Annotated in this window: 11 protein-coding genes; 4 read left to right on the top strand and 7 right to left on the bottom strand. The window is 59.0% G+C overall.

The features are described 5' to 3' along the window. Window positions 1-116 precede the first annotated feature (116 nt). The 3 genes from BBIA_RS02120 (at window position 117) to purK (ending at window position 2,439) form a co-directional block, all read left to right on the top strand. Window positions 117-647 (top strand): PadR family transcriptional regulator, encoded by a 531-nt coding sequence (locus tag BBIA_RS02120; RefSeq protein ID WP_033492956.1) that lies wholly within the window; start codon window positions 117-119, stop codon window positions 645-647. 141 nt (window positions 648-788) lie between these two features. After that, window positions 789-1,286, top strand: a complete 498-nt coding sequence (gene purE / locus BBIA_RS02115; protein ID WP_033492954.1) for a 5-(carboxyamino)imidazole ribonucleotide mutase — start codon at window positions 789-791, stop codon at window positions 1,284-1,286. Further along, complete coding sequence (purK, locus tag BBIA_RS02110; protein WP_033492952.1) at window positions 1,270-2,439, top strand: 5-(carboxyamino)imidazole ribonucleotide synthase; 1,170 nt, start codon at window positions 1,270-1,272, stop codon at window positions 2,437-2,439. Before purE ends, purK begins: the two co-directional genes overlap by 17 nt. A 160-nt stretch (window positions 2,440-2,599) precedes the next feature. Here the strand turns inward: purK and BBIA_RS02105 are convergent, their stop codons facing one another. Both BBIA_RS02105 and BBIA_RS13165 read right to left on the bottom strand, forming a co-directional pair. Continuing rightward, window positions 2,600-4,231 carry an LlaJI family restriction endonuclease gene (locus tag BBIA_RS02105; RefSeq protein WP_160268218.1) on the bottom strand — a complete coding sequence of 544 codons (1,632 nt, stop codon included), beginning with the start codon at window positions 4,229-4,231 and terminating at the stop codon, window positions 2,600-2,602. Further along, window positions 4,209-6,200 (bottom strand): AAA family ATPase, encoded by a 1,992-nt coding sequence (locus BBIA_RS13165; protein ID WP_081891849.1) that lies wholly within the window; start codon window positions 6,198-6,200, stop codon window positions 4,209-4,211. The genes BBIA_RS02105 and BBIA_RS13165 overlap by 23 nt, the downstream gene beginning before the upstream one ends. A 620-nt stretch (window positions 6,201-6,820) precedes the next feature. Between BBIA_RS13165 and ileS the strand changes: the two genes are divergently transcribed. Continuing rightward, a complete protein-coding gene (ileS, locus tag BBIA_RS02095) occupies window positions 6,821-10,150 on the top strand; it encodes a mupirocin-resistant isoleucine--tRNA ligase (protein ID WP_274518574.1) in 3,330 nt (1,109 codons plus the stop codon). 471 nt (window positions 10,151-10,621) lie between these two features. On the opposite strand, the gene BBIA_RS02090 is transcribed toward ileS, so the two are convergent. The 5 genes from BBIA_RS02090 to BBIA_RS02070 all read right to left on the bottom strand — a co-directional run bounded on the left by BBIA_RS02090 (window position 10,622) and on the right by BBIA_RS02070 (window position 17,432). Further along, on the bottom strand, window positions 10,622-12,022 hold the full coding sequence (locus BBIA_RS02090; RefSeq protein ID WP_033492947.1) for an AAA family ATPase: 1,401 nt from the start codon (window positions 12,020-12,022) through the stop codon (window positions 10,622-10,624). A gap of 211 nt (window positions 12,023-12,233) precedes the next feature. Beyond that, window positions 12,234-12,878 carry a GntR family transcriptional regulator gene (locus tag BBIA_RS02085; RefSeq protein WP_033492945.1) on the bottom strand — a complete coding sequence of 215 codons (645 nt, stop codon included), beginning with the start codon at window positions 12,876-12,878 and terminating at the stop codon, window positions 12,234-12,236. Window positions 12,879-12,880: 2 nt separating this feature from the next. Further along, window positions 12,881-14,119 carry an MFS transporter gene (locus BBIA_RS02080; protein ID WP_033492943.1) on the bottom strand — a complete coding sequence of 413 codons (1,239 nt, stop codon included), beginning with the start codon at window positions 14,117-14,119 and terminating at the stop codon, window positions 12,881-12,883. Between the two features lie 75 nt (window positions 14,120-14,194). Next, on the bottom strand, window positions 14,195-16,243 hold the full coding sequence (locus tag BBIA_RS02075; RefSeq protein ID WP_160268217.1) for a CocE/NonD family hydrolase: 2,049 nt from the start codon (window positions 16,241-16,243) through the stop codon (window positions 14,195-14,197). Window positions 16,244-16,283: 40 nt separating this feature from the next. Further along, window positions 16,284-17,432 (bottom strand): ABC transporter ATP-binding protein, encoded by a 1,149-nt coding sequence (locus BBIA_RS02070; protein WP_051923656.1) that lies wholly within the window; start codon window positions 17,430-17,432, stop codon window positions 16,284-16,286. Between the last annotated feature and the right edge of the window lie 30 nt (window positions 17,433-17,462).

Genomic DNA, 17,462 nt, shown 5'->3' with positions numbered 1-17,462 from the left:
GGGCCTCCGCCGTTTGAGCCCGCGCGTATGCCCGTACCGTTGCCGTGCGGCGGTGCCGGTGAAGCCATGGGCGAATGCCCCAATCTGATATGTCGAAACGAGATATACTGAAGCGTATGAGCCTGATCGAGATGATGATTCTGGGATTCCTGTCGGAACGTTCCATGTGCGGTTACGAACTGCGCAAGAAAATGGAGCAGCTGCAGGGATACGCGCGCAAGTTCAGCGACGGCGCGATCTACCCGGCTACCGGTCGTCTCGTCGCGGCCGGACTGATCGACGAAGAATCAGAAATCCGCGACGGGCGGCAGCGCCGATTATTCACGCTGCTTGACGACGGTTTCGATCGTCTCGTCGACGAACTGAAAAACGCCAACGGATTCAACATCACGGACTTCACGCGCTGGACCGTCATCCTCACATTCCTGTCCGTTGTGCCGGATCAAGCCGACCGCAATGCGGTGCTGCGACGCCGGTACGACTATCTGTCGCGCGGCGACGTGCACTACTTCTACTGCGACGCCGGTAACCCGCTCTCCGCCGAGCAAATCAAGGATCCGTACCGTCGCGGCATCATCGCCGTGCACGACGCCGAGCTCGCGGCCGAACTCGACTGGCTACGCGGACAGCTCGGCATCGACGACTGACGCGCCGATCGGCCGACGACGACGATCGGCGCACGTCCGGCCCGCTCCCGACATTCGTATGAGCCGTCGGGAATGGCCGTCTGTAGCCCGCCTTGCGTACAGTTGGAGCGTACTTATTTGTTTCCGCTTTCGGAGGTTCTTATGGCAGACGGCAAGCCCGAAGTGGCAGTCATCATGGGATCGGCCAGCGACTGGGAGACGATGAAGCACGCGTGCGACATCCTCGACCAGTTCGGTGTGCCCTATCACAAGCAGGTCATCTCCGCCCACCGCACGCCCGAACTCATGGGCGAATTCGCGCACAACGCGCGCGGCAACGGCTTCAAGGTCATCATCGCCGGAGCCGGCGGTGCGGCCCACCTGCCCGGCATGGTCGCGGCGCAGACCACGCTGCCGGTCATCGGTGTGCCGGTGCGCTCCCACGCGCTTTCCGGCTGGGACTCGCTGCTGTCCATCGTGCAGATGCCCGGTGGCATCCCGGTCGCCACCACGGCGGTCGGCAACTCGGGTGCGACCAACGCCGGCCTGCTCGCGGTGCAGATCCTCTCCACCAACGACGAGCGGCTCGCGAACGCGCTGCAGGAATACCGTGACTCTCTGAAGGAAAAGGTGGCTGAATCCAATGCCCAGCTTGTCTGAGGAAACCCACGGCGCGGTTAAGATGCTGCAGCCGGGAGCCACGATCGGCATCATCGGCGGCGGCCAGCTCGGCCGCATGATGGCGCTTTCCGCCAAATACATGGGCTTCCGCATCGGTGTGCTCGACCCGACTCCGGACTGCCCGACCGCGCAGGTGGCTGACTTCCAGATCGTCGGTGAATACGATGACAAGACCGCCATCCATGATCTGGCCGAAAAGTCCGACGTGCTCACCTACGAATTCGAGAACGTGGACGCCGAGGCGATCGACGAGGTGCGTCATCTCGTCGCCGCGCCGCAGGGCACCGATCTGTTGCGTGTGACGCAGGACCGCGTGCACGAGAAGACGTTCATCAACGAGCACGGCACTGAAACCGCGCCGTGGCGCGAGGTCAACGACTTCGACGAGCTCGAGGCTGCGATCGACGAACTGCACTATCCGTGCGTGCTCAAGACCCGTTCCGGCGGCTATGACGGCCACGGTCAGCATGTGCTGAAGAATGACGCCGATCTTGAAAAGATCCGTGCGCGCGGCGACCGCGGTGGCGGCTTCCCGCCGTCGATCCTCGAAGGCTTTGTTGACTTCGCGTTCGAGGCGTCGATCCTCGTGTCCGGCAACGGCGAGCAGTACGTCACGTTCCCGATCGTGCGCAACGATCATCGCAACAACATCCTGCACATGACGATCGCTCCGGCCGAAGTCAGCCCCGAAATCGCTAAGGCCGCACACGAGCTCGCGCTGCGACTGGCCAAGGGCTTCGAACTGGCCGGCACGCTCGCCATCGAGCTGTTCGTCACCAAGGACAACCGCGTCATCGTCAACGAGCTCGCGCCGCGTCCGCACAACTCCGGCCACTACACGATCGAGGCGTGCTCGATCGACCAGTTCGACGCGCACATCCGCGGCATCGCCGGCTGGCCGCTCATCCAGCCGAAGCTGCTCAGCCCGGCCGTCATGGTCAACGTGCTCGGCCAGCACGTGTTGCCGACCCGCGCACAGATCGCCTCGCACCCCGAGTGGAACGTGCACGACTACGGCAAGGCGCAGCTGCGCCACAACCGCAAGATGGGCCACATCACCGTGCTCACCGACGACACGGCCGCCACCGTGGCCGCGCTCGAGGCGACCGGCTGCTGGGACGACCTCAAGTAGCGGTTTCCGGTTCCCGGGATTTCGCGCCGAAAATCCCGGGAACTATCCCATGTTCATATGAACATGCACAAGCCTGGCATTATGCGAAACGCGATGCCGGGCTTGTTTGATAATGTGCGGTTTCCGGTTCCCGGGATGCAACTGGCTGATCCCGGGAACATCATTGACGGGTGTGCAGGGGCAGTCCCACGGTGGGTGTCCCGGTGAGTGGAATGCCGCTCCATCGCAGGGTGTGTGCGGGATCTGTTGCGTGCCGGGGCTCCGGGAACATGAGCCGAAGATAGTGCAGCGCATTTCGTTTGGAGCCATTACCGCTGATATACAGCCGGATCGCCTGCTCGGGATTCATTTCGAACATCGGAATCCTGTGCAGGTTTCCCTGAACGTCTTTCATGAAATCGAGCGACACATGGCCGCGCTGCGCCAGGAAGAAGGGGGTGTCGCGTTCCCCGGGACTGATGCGTCCGGGAATGATAAACGCATTGCCAAGTACCTTTCGGGGATGGTCGTTCCGGTTTTGCAGGGCCATCATGTAAAAGTACTGCTTGATGATGTCGGAGATGCCCGGCGCGCCCGCAATGCCGCCTTTGCCGTTGCCGTCGGCGTCTCGATACCGTGGAACATAGTATTTCGCGTCTAAAATATAGCATTCCGTATCGTTGACGTTGGTCACGACGTCCGGGATCAGTGTGTGCACATTCGCATCGAGACGAGTGCCTTGCGCATCGGATTCGTCTCCTGCATCTTTTTCGTCCTGCGATCCGTTGACGGTGTCGTGCACCGAGTTGCCGGACGGCCAAAGCAGTCGCCTGCTGGTGCGATATGTCCATCTCGGATGCGGCATGTCCGCGCCGTCGTCGGCGAACACCGACTTGCAGATGCCTTCCCACACCAGGTTGAACGATCCGGTGCCTTCCGCGAACACCTTGGTGCATTCGGCCGGGCTCCTGCTGCTCAGATAGAGCAGCATGTTGTGCAGAAGCATCTTTTTCCTAGTCTCAAACTGCACGGATCGTTCCTTTTCGATTACGGAGATCAGATAGGAGACGCCACCCAGATCGGCGAGGGACTCCGTCGACGGCCTCATGAGCGGCAGACGGAAGATGGCGTTCATGCCGGTGGTTGCGACGATATTGCTGATTTCCGTAACCATAGCCTGTTGGATGCGGGCGATGACGTTGGATTGCTCGTGCGTGCGCCGTGACGTGATCATCTCCATGTACGCCGGGCGATGACGCTGCATAACGGGAGCGACGCGCGCGATGGTGCGCGTCCAGTCGATTTCGCCGTCGCCGTTGTACTCGTGCAGCTGCCGGGTGTTCGTATAGGCGCCGTATTCGGCGTAGTCCTCAAGCAGCGAACGATACAGGCCCATCGTATTCTGCTCGACTTCGACGTTCTCCATCACCGGATTGAACAGTATCTTGTCCTGCTGGTTGTCCTTGGCATACCGTTCGATCGCTTCTAGGACGTCGACCAGCGGGGGAATCGCCTCCTGCATGGTGATATCGTGCGCACTTGCCGATTGCGGCGCGTAGTACTTTGGCAGGATGGCGAACACGCACTCATGCACGGCGACGACGCCGACATAACGGAACTGGTATCGGTTGCCGTCCAGTTTTGCCAGCATGTTCCTGCGTCCGACGCTCATGTTGCGCAGCAGGCGAACGATTCGCCTCCTGTCGTCCATGGGGACGTCGTTGCCAGCGACCTGCGATGGTGATCCCCACAGTTGGTCGAACGTATAGACGACGTTTTCGATGAGAATTCTACAGAACATCGTCTTCGACATGGTCGTCGGTCCGAATCGGGAAGTCGGCATCGTATTCGGCCGGCGCCGGCATGTCGGATGGAGTGTCGGCGCCGTCGGCATCGGCCGCGAGCGGTTCGGCATTGAACTCGGATCCATCGTCGGCAGGTTCGTCGTCCATCTTGAACAGGGCGTAGCCGAGACGCTCCCAGCCCTTGAACAGCATGTGCAGCGAGACGGTCTGGCCGGTGAGGGTGTAGCGGATTCCGTTCGCCTGCGCGATCCGGGTGAGATCGAACACGCTGTCGCGACGATATCGTGCGGCGTCTTCGAACAGGTACATGATGACCTTGTTCATCATGGCCTTGTCGAAGCGGTCCCGTTGGTTTCCGTCACTGCGGACGAGATCTGGATCGCCGAGGAAGAATGGGCCGAGCTGCTTGTCCTCGTTCACTCCGGATTTGAGCAGCAGCTTGTTGATGTGCCTGCGTTGCCTGTTCCATTCCTGATCGGCCAATCGCTGCTGTCCGTCGTCGATGCCGACGTATTCGAAGTCCCAGCGCCGCTTGAACGCCGTGTCCAGTGGAAAGACGCCTTGGTCTGCTGAATTCATGGTCGCCCAAATGTACATGTTGGAGGGAATGACGATGCGATCGCACACGTGATCCGAAGCGGGCGTCGTCTGGTTCACGGCGGCGATGAGCCTGCTCAGCTGCGTCTTGCCATCCTCTGTCAGCTGATTCTCCAGATAGTCCTTGAGATCCTCGCTGACGGCAATGGGATATTCGCTGACACCTTCCTTGCCACGATCCAGCAGTTGGAACAGGTCGCCGAATACGGAGGCCGCATCCGCACGGTTCAGCTCCTCGATGACCAGCACGTAACGCTGGTTCGGATGATTGAGCGCGTTGACGAGCATGCGGGTGAAGGGGCCCGGTCGGAACGCGTACGCGATGTCGCCGTTGACCATATGCGGTTTGTATGATCCGACGAACTGCGCGTGCATGTAGTCCGCATAGAAGGTTACGCGTTCCAATCGGTCGGCGGAAAACGGGTTGACGGTGTTCGGCGCATGCCGGCTCGGATCGAATAGGGTTTTGATCCGATAACTCTTGCCGGTTCCCGGAGCGCCGAAGCAGCACAGGTTCCATGCTCGAAGGTACGGATCGGACGAGTCCGGGGGCAGGATTTCACCGTCTTCGGGATCCTCCTCTTCCATACCAGCGTCATTCAGGGCGTCCGGCGTGGTTGAGTGCTCGCCGGATCCGGGATAGCGCAGCCGGCTCTCCTCTGCGAGCTTGCCGAATCCGTCGTCGCCCAGATAATCCTGCAGTTGATGGTAGTAGGTGATCAGGCTGATGACGTCAGCGGATAGCTGTTCGTCGGTCGGCATGTTGTTCCACTCGTACTCCTTGGCAAGGATGTTAGACGCGGTGTAGGGACCGTAGTCGCCGGCGAACGAATCTCCGGAGATGAACGAGTGCACTGGCGGGATATCGTGTCCCGTCATATCGTCGTGCAGAAGCTGCCTGCACTGCTTGGCGATGAATAGTGAACGTTGTTCAAGAATGTCGTCGGAGATGTCCTGTCCGTAGGATCGGTTGGACATGTTGAGCGTCAGGCAGAAGCGGCGGGCTATTGTGCGGGAGTCCTTGTCTTCCCAGCGGGGGAACAGGTACACCACGCAGATGTCGCATTTCGACATTCGCCCGTTGAAGGAGATCCAGGAGCAGTCGGGCAGATTGGCCGAACTGTTGCAGGAGAACGATTCCCGTCCCTTGCTGGGGCCGGATTGTTTCGGTGCGGAAACGATGCCGTACGCGTTGCGATCGATATGACGTTCGTCCAGAATCCGCAGCACGGCCTGACTGATGTTCACTTGGAGGGGCACCATCGGCGCGATCAGCACGTTGTAGTCGGGATCGCCCTTTGACGGTGTCTTTTTGATGTCCTTGCCGTTTTCCAGATAGTCATGGTACTCGCGCAATGACTGTAATAAGGATTCGGTCATGATGCTGTCCTCCAAGCTGCATGAGATGCCGATGCTGTTCCACGGAGAAGGATTCGTTGCAGATCCCAAGTCCCGGTCATCTTGCCGTCGCGCAGTATGTCCGCATTGCCCCGACTGCGGTTCGGCATGATGGATCGTGGGACGGCTTGCGTTGCGCTGCTCATGACCGCTCCTTCCTCCGATACGTATGATTCATGGTATGCCGAATGTGCATCGATTGCGGCATGGAGTCCGCCGACGGCGCGTTGCTGCCGTACCCCGCGCGTTGACCTCACGACGTGCTACGATGAGCCGCGTTGTAAGGCAATGATCCGTTATCAGCGGGGAGTCTTCGGAAGAACGGCGCGGGCCGGCATGGCGCGCGCTCAGTAGAACCGACGGGATCGGCCCGACACAGCCGAAACTCAAGCGGTCGCGTTTGCGCGGGTCTGTCCGGGCGAGCGATGACAAGCGAGGTGGTACCGCGGTGACGGGCGGACGGCCACAGGGCCGAGCCGACCGGTCATCGTCCTCGTAGGCAGGAATGACACTGACCGTCATGCCCGGCCGCGAGGCTCGCGCATGGCACGTCACATGTCAGTCCTGTAGGACAGAGCAACACATTGACGAGGAGAACCATGGTGAGCGAAACCACCAATCATGTGTATCCCAAGGCGAACGAAGGCGGCGAAACCGCATCCGTTGCGCCGAACCCGAGCTTCCCGCACATGGAGGAGACCGTCCTCGACTACTGGGACAAGGACGACACGTTCCAGAAGTCGGTCGAGCGCCGCCCCTCCGGTGATCACAGCCAGAACGAGTTCGTGTTCTTCGACGGCCCGCCGTTCGCGAACGGCCTGCCGCACTACGGCCACCTGCTGACCGGCTACGCGAAGGACGTGATCCCGCGCTACCAGACCATGAAGGGCCACAAGGTCAACCGCGTGTTCGGCTGGGACACGCACGGCCTGCCCGCCGAGCTCGAGGCGCAGAAGGAGCTCGGCATCGACTCGGTCGCCCAGATCGAAGAAATGGGCATCGACAAGTTCAACGACGCCTGCCGCGCTTCCGTGCTTAAGTACACGCGCGAATGGCAGGACTACGTGCACCGTCAGGCCCGCTGGGTCGACTTCGAGCACGGCTACAAGACGCTCAACATCCCGTACATGGAGTCCGTGATGTGGGCGTTCAAGCAGCTGTACGAGAAGGGCCTCGCTTATCAGGGCTACCGCGTGCTGCCGTACTGCCCGAAGGACCAGACGCCGCTGTCCGCGCACGAGCTGCGCATGGACGCCGACGTGTACCAGGACCGTCAGGACACCACCGTCTCCGTCGCCGTCAAGATGCGCGATGAGGACGCCTATGCCGTGTTCTGGACCACCACGCCGTGGACCGTCCCGACCAACTTCGCGATCGTCGTCGGTGCGGACATCGACTACGTCGAGGTCGAGCCGACCGAAGGCAAGTTCGCCGGCAAGAAGTTCTACCTCGGCAAGGACCTGCTGCCGCACTACACCAAGGAACTCGGCGAGAACTACACGGTCGTGCGTGAGCTCAAGGGCTCCGAGCTGGCCGGCCGCCGCTACTGGCCCGTCTTCCCGTACTTCGCGGGCGAAAAGGCCGAGACCGAAGGCAACGTGCCCGGCCCGAACGGCTACACGATCTTCACCGCTGACTACGTCGACACCGTCGAGGGCACCGGCCTCGTGCACCAGGCCCCTTACGGCGAAGACGATATGAACACGCTCAACGCCAAGGGCATCAAAAGCACCGACGTGCTCGACAACGGCTGCAACTTCACGTCGCAGTGCCCGGACTACGAGGGCCTGTTCGTGTTCGACGCCAACCTGCCGATCCTGCGTAACCTGCGCGCCGGCGACGGCCCGCTCGCCCAGATCGACGAGGACAAGCGCGCGATCCTCTTCCAGGAGAAGAGCTACGTGCACTCCTATCCGCACTGCTGGCGCTGCGCCACGCCGCTGATCTACAAGCCGGTCAGCTCCTGGTTCGTCTCCGTCACCAAGATCAAGCCGCGTCTGCTCGAGCTCAACCAGCAGATCAACTGGATCCCGGAGAACGTCAAGGATGGCCAGTTCGGCAAGTGGCTCGCCAACGCGCGCGACTGGTCGATCTCCCGTAACCGATTCTGGGGTTCCCCGATCCCGGTGTGGGTGAGCGACGACCCGAAGTACCCGCGTGTGGACGTGTACGGCTCGCTCGAAGAGCTGAAGAACGACTTCGGCGACTATCCGCGCGACAAGGACGGCAACATCAACATGCACCGTCCGTGGATCGACAACCTGACCCGCCCGAACCCGGACGACCCGACCGGCAAGAGCCACATGCACCGCATCACCGACGTGCTCGACTGCTGGTTCGAGTCCGGTTCGATGTCGTTCGCGCAGTTCCACTACCCGTTCGAGAACAAGGAGAAGTTCGAACAGCACTTCCCGGCTGACTACATCGTCGAATACATCGGCCAGACCCGCGGCTGGTTCTACCTGCTGCACGTCATGGCGACCGCCCTGTTCGACCGTCCGGCGTTCAAGAACGTGATCTGCCACGGCATCGTGCTCGGCTCCGACGGCCAGAAGATGTCCAAGCACCTGCGTAACTACCCGGACGTCAACGGCGTGTTCGACAAGTACGGTTCCGACGCGATGCGCTGGTTCCTCATGAGCTCGCCGATCCTGCGCGGCGGCAACCTCATCGTCACCGCCGAAGGCATCCGCGACACGGTCCGCCAGGTCATGCTGCCGGTGTGGAGCTCCTACTACTTCTTCACGCTGTACGCCAACGCGGCCAACAAGGGCGCCGGCTTCGACGCCCGCGCGCTGCGTGCCGATGAGGTGGCCGGCCTGCCGGAGATGGACCGCTACCTGCTGGCCCGCACCCGCCGACTGGTCGAGAAGGTCCAGAAGTCGCTCGACGAGTTCGCGATCTCCGACGCCTGCGACGCGGCCGCCGACTTCATCGACGTGCTCACCAACTGGTACATCCGCAACACCCGCGACCGCTTCTGGAACGAGGACGCGAACGCGTTCAACACGCTGTACACCGTGCTCGAGGTGTTCATGCGCGTGCTCGCCCCGCTCGCCCCGATGGAAGCCGAATCCGTGTGGCGCGGCCTGACCGGCGGCGAGTCGGTGCATCTGGCCGACTGGCCGTTCCTTGCGGACGAGAAGACCGGCGAGGCGACCGAACTCGGCCGCGTGCTGGCCGACGATCCGAAGCTTGTCAACGCGATGGAGAAGGTGCGTGAGGTCGTCTCCGGCACGCTCTCGCTGCGCAAGGCGGAGCAGATCCGCGTGCGCCAGCCGCTCGCCAAGCTCACCGTCGTGGTTGAGGACGTGGCCGATGTCGAGGCGTACACCGAGATCCTCAAGTCCGAGCTGAACGTGAAGGACATCGAGTTCTGCACGATGGAGGACGCCGGCTCCAAGGGCCTCAGGATCGTCCACCAGCTCAAGGTGAACGCCCGTGCGGCCGGTCCGCGTCTCGGCAAGCAGGTCCAGTTCGCGATCAAGGCGTCCAAGACTGGTGCCTGGCACGTCGACGCTGCCACCGGCGCTCCGGTGGTCGAGACGCCCAACGGCGAAGTCGCGCTGGAAGCCGGCGAGTACGAGCTGATCAACCGCGTGGAGGAGGAGAACGCCGCCGAAGCCGCGTCGTCCGTCTCCGCGGCGCTGCCGACCGGCGGCTTCGTGATCCTCGACACCGCGCTCGACGACGATCTGATCGCCGAAGGCTACGCGCGCGACGCGATCCGCGCCGTGCAGGACGCCCGCAAGGACGCCGGCCTCGACATCGCCGACCGCATCAGCCTCAAGCTGACCGTGCCGGCAGTCGACGCGCCGAAGGCCGAACAGTTCCGCGACCTCATCGCCCGCGAAACCCTCGCCGAAGCCGGCGTCGAGATCGTGGCTGACGCGGACGCCAAGGAGCTGGGCGTGAGCGTCGCCAAGGCGTGAGACAGCCGAGTCGTGAACGTGTGCTGCTCGTAGGTTCGTAGCGCGCAGTGACCGAATTTGGGGACAGACCGGATATGACGGTCTGTCCCCAAATTGTTTTGTGGTGAGTTGGCCGTGCTCTATGCTGAGGATGAGAGAGCCGACATATTCTGCTCATCGACGATATGTGGACGTCGGGTGGCATCGTCGAGTTGGCTTTCGTCATGTTCAAGCAGCATGGCGTGAAACGGGTGACCGTCTCCTGTCTGGCGAGAATCATCGATCTGGACTACTGCTCGCGCATGGTCTGGTCGGACGGAGCGTCTCCGATGACTATAGGCGGCTGTCCTACCGCAGAGTGTGTCCGTGGAACGACGCCCAGTGCCCGATGCTGGGCGTGCGGTGACGGGGCATGGTGTATATGAGATTGGGGTCGTAATGTCGGCCCCAAACTCTGGTCTGCATGAGTCGGATTTGATTTGTGTCTCATCTTTATTCAAAGAGTTGTGTAGCTGATATCAGTCTCACGTCGTCTTCCGTCTTTGCTGTTCGTTTCAATGCATCAGTGAATCCGGCTAGGGCAAACAAGTAATAGTAGGTCTGCATCGTTCCGAATTTCGCTCCTTTGACCTGCAAAGACCGTAGTACGGTGTTGTCAACCTGTTTGCTGCGGAACTTGCATTCGCCGAGAATCATCTGTTTACTTGTTCGACTTGTGGCGATCACGTCGATCTCGTCACGGTTATCCCACCAGCGTCCGATATCGCCGGCGCGGAATGGAAGCTGGCCGGTGATGCTTTCCTGTCGTAGCCATGCCGTGCATATGCGTTCGAACGGGGTGGCTGCGAAATCGTGGAGTAAGGGTTCGATGTCGTGTTCCCAGACGCCGTCAGTATCGCCGATCTCGAGATCGGAGATACTGGGGAAAACGAACGCATACCAGAACCGGAAGAAATTGTCGCTCACCTGATAGAGTCCCCGCATTCCTTTGGACCGTTCGACGATTTTCGAACCGACTGGGAACTCACGTTCCAGAATGCCTACTTCAATCAGATTGGCGATGTACACGCTGGTCTTTTGGGGGGTGAGCATGGTTCGATTGGCGATGTCGCTTAATTGCGTCGCGCCGAGGGCAACTGCTTGGATGATCGTGTTGTATATGCTGGTTTCACGGAATTCCTGTCGCATGAGAAATTCCGTTTCGCTGTACAGTACTGACCCTTTGGTGAGAATTCGTTGTTTGACGTTTTCCTCCAGGCTCTTATCTGGATCGAACTGCGTAAGATAGTGAGGGATTCCGCCCAATATCGCGTACGCAAGGATTCGATCCTCTGCATCGTATCCGGGCAGGAATTCAGCTGCTTCGCGGTATGACATGGGCTGCAGTTTGAGAATGCCGGTAGCTCGTCCGTACAGCGGCGCCTTTTCGGAAAGCAGTTCCTTCTCGATAAAGCTCATTGCGCTGCCGCAGATCACAATCATAACATTTTCATGGCGCAGCTCGTGATCCCATAGATTCTGCAGTACGGACGGCAGCGATGGGTCCGATTTGACCAGATATGGAAACTCGTCGAAGATGAGCAGCTTACGTTTGCCGTCAGTTGGCAACGAACTGATGTCGCGCAGGGCGCTCTGCCAGTCTTCATATTGAGATACGTATCGTCCGGCTGGGGCGCCAGCCTCGAACATTTGTCGGGAGAAGGACGCCAGCTGTGCTTCTTTGGTGGATAGTTGCGCGGCGAAGAACACGCATGGCTTGCCTTCGGCGAACTTGGACAGTGTCTCGGTTTTCCCGACCCGTCGTCTTCCGTACAGGAAGACCAGTTGGGCCTTGTTGTCCGAGTAGCAGGTTTCGAGGAACTGCAGCTCCTTGGTGCGACCGATGAATACCATGATTACATCTTGTATATCAAATCACGTTTTGTCAAATTATGATTTGACAAACGTGATTTGATAATGGCGGCTCATCAGATGTGCGTGATCTGTCGGAAGTTCGGACATGAGTGTCCATCCTCATTGATTGCATCGAAAACCCGCTGCAGCGTCTTCGTTCCGTACCATGACAGCGCCGTTCCGTATCATCGAGCGTGAATCGACTGCGCGATTATGACGCCTGTGCGAGCAGCTCCTTTTCGCCGGAGGCTAAGTGGTCGAACAGCAGTTTTTTAGCGTCGCGATACTGTTTGGCTAGGATGAGTTTGGCAATGCTCATGTGATCCTGACCTGCAGCGGCATCTTCTTGCGGAGATTCTATTTGCGCTAATGCCAAGCTGAGCCTGCGCAGCAGTTGACGGTACTGGGCTGTGATCAACGGTGAGCCGATGCATTCGACGATAGCCGTGTGACAACGCCACTCAGCCTCAACAACCTCCAGAGGTTTACCGTCTTCCAACACGGCAACCAATTGCTGCGATGATTCCCGTATTGCCTCAAGCTGTTGCGGCGACGCATGTTTCGCGTTGTTGATGCCGGCGCCTTCATAAAAACGACGGGCGAAATACACTTGCTCGATCTCATCTGCGGCGGGTGTGCGAAAACGTAGCGTGCGCGTTGCTGGATCCCTCGTCAGATATCCGTCTTCCTCCAAACGAGCGAGAGCTTCTCGAGTGGTGCTGCGCGAAACCTCGTACCGCTTCTTGACCTCTTCCTCGATGAACGGTGTTCCTGCGGCATATTGACCGGTAATCAATTCCTGTTGGATGGTTGCAACCAGCTGATCCACGAGTGAGATTCGCCTGACTCCTGCCATGTTTACCTTTCCTCTGGAACGGCCACCCCGCTGTGCGCGAGCAACGCACCAGCGGCCCCCGTTGCCAGCATAACAAAACCAACCGGCAGCAGGAACAGTAGGTGTACGTTTAAGCCGTCTGCGACCTGCCCTGCTCCGAATGAGCCGATTGCCAAGCCGACGCCCATTGCCGTATTAACCCAGGAAAACATTTCTCCTTGACGATTTTGCGGCGTCAACTGTCCAGCAAGTTGATACTGCAAACTCGTGCCCGGAGACACCGCAACGCCCACGAGAAACAATATGGCGATCAACGAATATGCGTTATGCGGTAGTATCAGCAGCGCGCAGGCCAGACAGTACAATCCGGTAAACAACGTCAGTTGGACGGTGGTCGTCGCATGTTTGGGATGGAACCGGGTGAATAACAGAATGCCTACGATGGATCCGATGGACCATATCGAAATGGCCATGCCGCTCAACGCGGTCTGCTGCAATTGCGAGTAGAACAGTGGAACCGCGGTTTCCACCCATCCGCTGAACGCTCCCGTAAACAGGCAAACTAGTAATAAGCACACCACATTCGCATCGCCCAACAATGGTCGGTGGGATTCCGTTTCACTGGACAATGCAGTAACTGTGGCGGCGTAATTACGAACGGGCCGGCTCATGGCTAGAAGTATGCATCCACAGGCCATGAGACCGTACACCAGTCCCAAGGCCATGCCCGGGTCGAATATGACCATCATCATGCTTGCCATCAATGGTCCTGCTACGTACAAGACATCCACGATGAGCACTTCCAGATCATATGCGACGGGAACCAGCTGGGAGGATACCGTTGACGACCATAGAGAACGCGTAGTCCCAGCTACGGGCGGAGTGGTTATTCCTGTGAGAAGAGAGCAGAAATACACCGCTATGACTGGAAAATTAGCCATAGCGGATATGACCAGACCGATGATGCCAGCGAACTGCAAGACGCCTAGCGCGATGAGACTGACTGGAGCCTTGCCCAGATCAATGAGCTTGCCGAACAGCGGAGCGCATACCGCCATGACTCCAGTCATCAGTGCCGTGGCGCTACCCGCTGCAGCGGCATCATAGTGAGAGCTCACCAGTAGCACCACGAGCATGACTGACGATCCCAGAGGCATGCGTGCGAGCACGGAGGACACAACGAGAAACGGAATATGCGCGGTGGCGAACAGTTCCGAATATCCTGTTCCGTTATGCCGGTCCTTCCGTTGGCGTTGTGTCATGTTCCCTCTCCGTTTGTCACGATACTCAAACGCTTATTGTCATTCCGACCGTCTAGCTCATCAGACGTGTCTGTGTCAGTTGAAATCTCGTGGCACGGTTACCGTGGATGATTCCTCGTGAATGGTTTTCCCGTTGTATGTAACCGTCATATGTGTGTTGACAAAGAAGTCGGTTGCATCACAAGTCATGGAGGATTCCAACTGCGTAGTGACCTTCCATCCCGGACGTTCGAAGCCGGAATGACGAGTGGTGCGCATAGACGCCGATAACGGATCATCGGGGTTGATGAGATAATCCGTATGCTCGTTACCCCAGAATCTCATTCCGCTCGGTGTCAGCTGGTCACCACGACCGTCGGTGGAACGACGATATACCACGTCTCCGGTTTCCTCGTCCACGAAGCGACGACAATACGGGTGCATGGCTCGTAGTTGCGTTACATCCGGCGCGGGCGCGTTGACCGACGGCTCGAACGGGACCGCAAGCGGCGCGAGATTGTCGGGAGGCTGCGGGAGGCGCAGAGAACTTTCGGCCGGGTCGATGGTGATGGGCGTCATAACCGGAGATGGCCAGATCCACGTCCAATAGCTGGTGGACAGCGAAAGCCTCAGTCGATGACCGGCCGGGATTCTCTGGGACACGTTCTTCAGACGAATGGTTACATCGTATTCTTCGTTGGGAATGCAGTCTTCGGGGAACTCATGGGATCGACGATGGCATAGGTTCAGGTTGCCTCGTGTAATGAGTTCCGATTCTCCGGAAGGCCATACGTCGCACAGTCGAGCGAACACGAACGCTTGCCGTCCAGCGGCGGATACTTTCAGTCGAACCACCGGCTGACCGGAAATCACGAGATCTTCTGCCAGTGGCTGACTGGTGAAGCATACACTTCTGAGATCGTCAGGAGTTTGCTCTTGCGGCAAGTCGATGGGAGAGCCCATGGGTAGCCATGTATCGACCTGAGTTCCCGTAACCAGCGCGCTGCGATGGGTGACCTTCCCGTCATGGATGCGCGTATAGCTTTCCGGATCCGATGAAGGTTCGCACGCCAATGAATGGTCCGACTTGGCGTCGATAGACAGCCGAAACGACGGTGCATTCGATTCATCGCCGGCATGGAAGCCGTCTGCCTGATACCAGACGCCGGTGCGTTCGGTCATCGCAGGATATGAATGGCATTCCTCTTGGGTGAAGAAACGGATCTTGGGATCGAACTCGGCCCCGTTGGGCTGGTCCTTCAGCCATTTGTCCCACCAACGCACGCATGCCTGCAGATAGCCGATGGACGGACCGGGGATGCCGCGTTCGGGCCAGGTATGGCCCCATGGTCCGATAATGGCTTGCGTGCAAGGGGACTGGGTAAGACCTTTCATCAGTCGGAAAATAGCGTCCGTGTACGAGTCGGCCCAGCCGCCCACGGCCATGACGGCACAGTGGATCGAAGCGTAGTCCTCTATCACCGAGCCCTGCTTCCAGTATGCGTCTCGACGCTGATGCGACAACCACAACTCACTGAGATTGGTGTTCTCGCTAAGCCGTTCCATGAACCGGGATCGCCAATCATCGCCGACAACCGCAGGATCCGGCGGTCGAACGTTGAACTCGTGCATGATTGCACCCCACCAGTTCATGTAGAACCCCAGCAGGGATCCTCCCATGTAATGCACGTCGTTGTCGTATCGGTCATCGGTGGAGCAGGTGGTGATGATGGCTTTGAGATGTTCCGGAGTATGCGATGCAACCTGCAGACTGTTAAAACCGCTCCAGGAAATGCCGGTCATGCCGACATTGCCGGTACACCATTCCTGCGACGCCAGCCATTCGATTGCCTCGCAGATATCCAATTGCTCTCGAGGAGAGTATTCATCGTCCAGCACTCCCTCGGAGTCGCCTGATCCGCGCAGATCAAGTCGGACGCAGGCATAGCCGTGCTTCGCCACATAAGCGAACCGCACTTCGTCATCGATAAGGCACACGTCATCCTTGCGATAGGGAATTGCTTCCAACACGACTGGGAACCGTTCCGCTCCTTGCGGCATCCAGATTTTGGCCGACAGAGACTTGCCGTCGCTCATCGGAATGGACACGTGTGGCCGTACCTCAACTGCATAAGAACTGTTCATGATTATCATTCGATTCTTGCTGATCTTCTATACCAACTGCTCACTCTGCAGGAGTAACCCACATGTCGCGGATCCGCCATTGCGCGTGCAGTGTATCGCCTTTACGCACGCGCATGCCGTTGGACGGTATATGTGCGAGCATGGAAACGTCGTTCTTGCCTGACAGTATGGTGCGGTAGTGAGCCCCCATGAAGGTGACGTTGTCGACAGCCAGATCGATGCCGAGCGTGTCGGGTTCGCTGTCGTGTTTTCCAGCCGAATGGGTTTCGACGCACTCGGGGCGTATAACACCGACAATGCTCGCTCCGGCATCCAAGCCAGCTACTCCAGCGCATTGGCAGTGCAATCCCGCCTCGGGAAAGTCCACCTCATAACTGGTATCCGTAATACGTTTGGTAACGGTTCCTTTCAGTCTGGAAGAAGAACCGAGGAATTGTGCGACGAATTTGTTCACCGGATTGCGATATAGCTCCTCCGGAGTGGACACTTGGAGCAGATGGCCGCCGCGCATGACGCCGATTCTGTCCGACATGGCGAATGCTTCGCCTTGATCGTGAGTGACATATACGAACGTGATGCCCACTTCCTGGTGAATTTGGCGAAGTACCATTTGCATGTGCTGGCGTAGGCGCAAGTCAAGCGCGCCTAACGGTTCGTCAAGCAGCAAGGCTTTCGGCTTGAGCACGAGCGCTCGGGCAAGTGCGACGCGCTGTTGCATGCCGCCGGACAGTGAACCGGGGGAGACTTTCTCCTGTCCGCGCAGTTCAACCAGATCGAGCATCTCTTCGACGCTGTTGGTGATCTCCTGTTTGCTGAGTCCGCGATTCTTCAAACCGTAGGCGATGTTTTCGAATACGGTCATATGCGGGAAGAGCGCGTAGTTTTGGAATACGGTATGCACGCTGCGCTTGTTGGCTGGCACGTCGGTGATCTCTTCGTTATCGAGCGTAATGCTGCCCGATGTGGGAAACTCAAGACCGGACAACATGCGTAGCGTAGTGGTCTTGCCGCATCCGGAAGGCCCCAGCAGGGAGAAGAACTCGCCCTTGTTGATCTCAAGCGTGACATGGCTGACAGCCTGCTTGTCGCCGAAAGTGCGGCAAACGTCGTCCAATAGGATACCCGCGACCGGCCCTTGTCCGATACGCTCGTGTCCCGGCGTAGTGAAGCCCTTGGTTTTGACTGACATAATGGTTCCTTTTTGTCTTCGGCCTTACGA

The sequence above is a fragment of the Bifidobacterium biavatii DSM 23969 genome, assembly GCF_000741165.1.
GTDB lineage: Bacteria > Actinomycetota > Actinomycetes > Actinomycetales > Bifidobacteriaceae > Bifidobacterium > Bifidobacterium biavatii.
The sequence above is the reverse complement of the archived record's forward strand: the minus strand, read 5'-3'. Positions and strand labels throughout refer to the sequence as shown.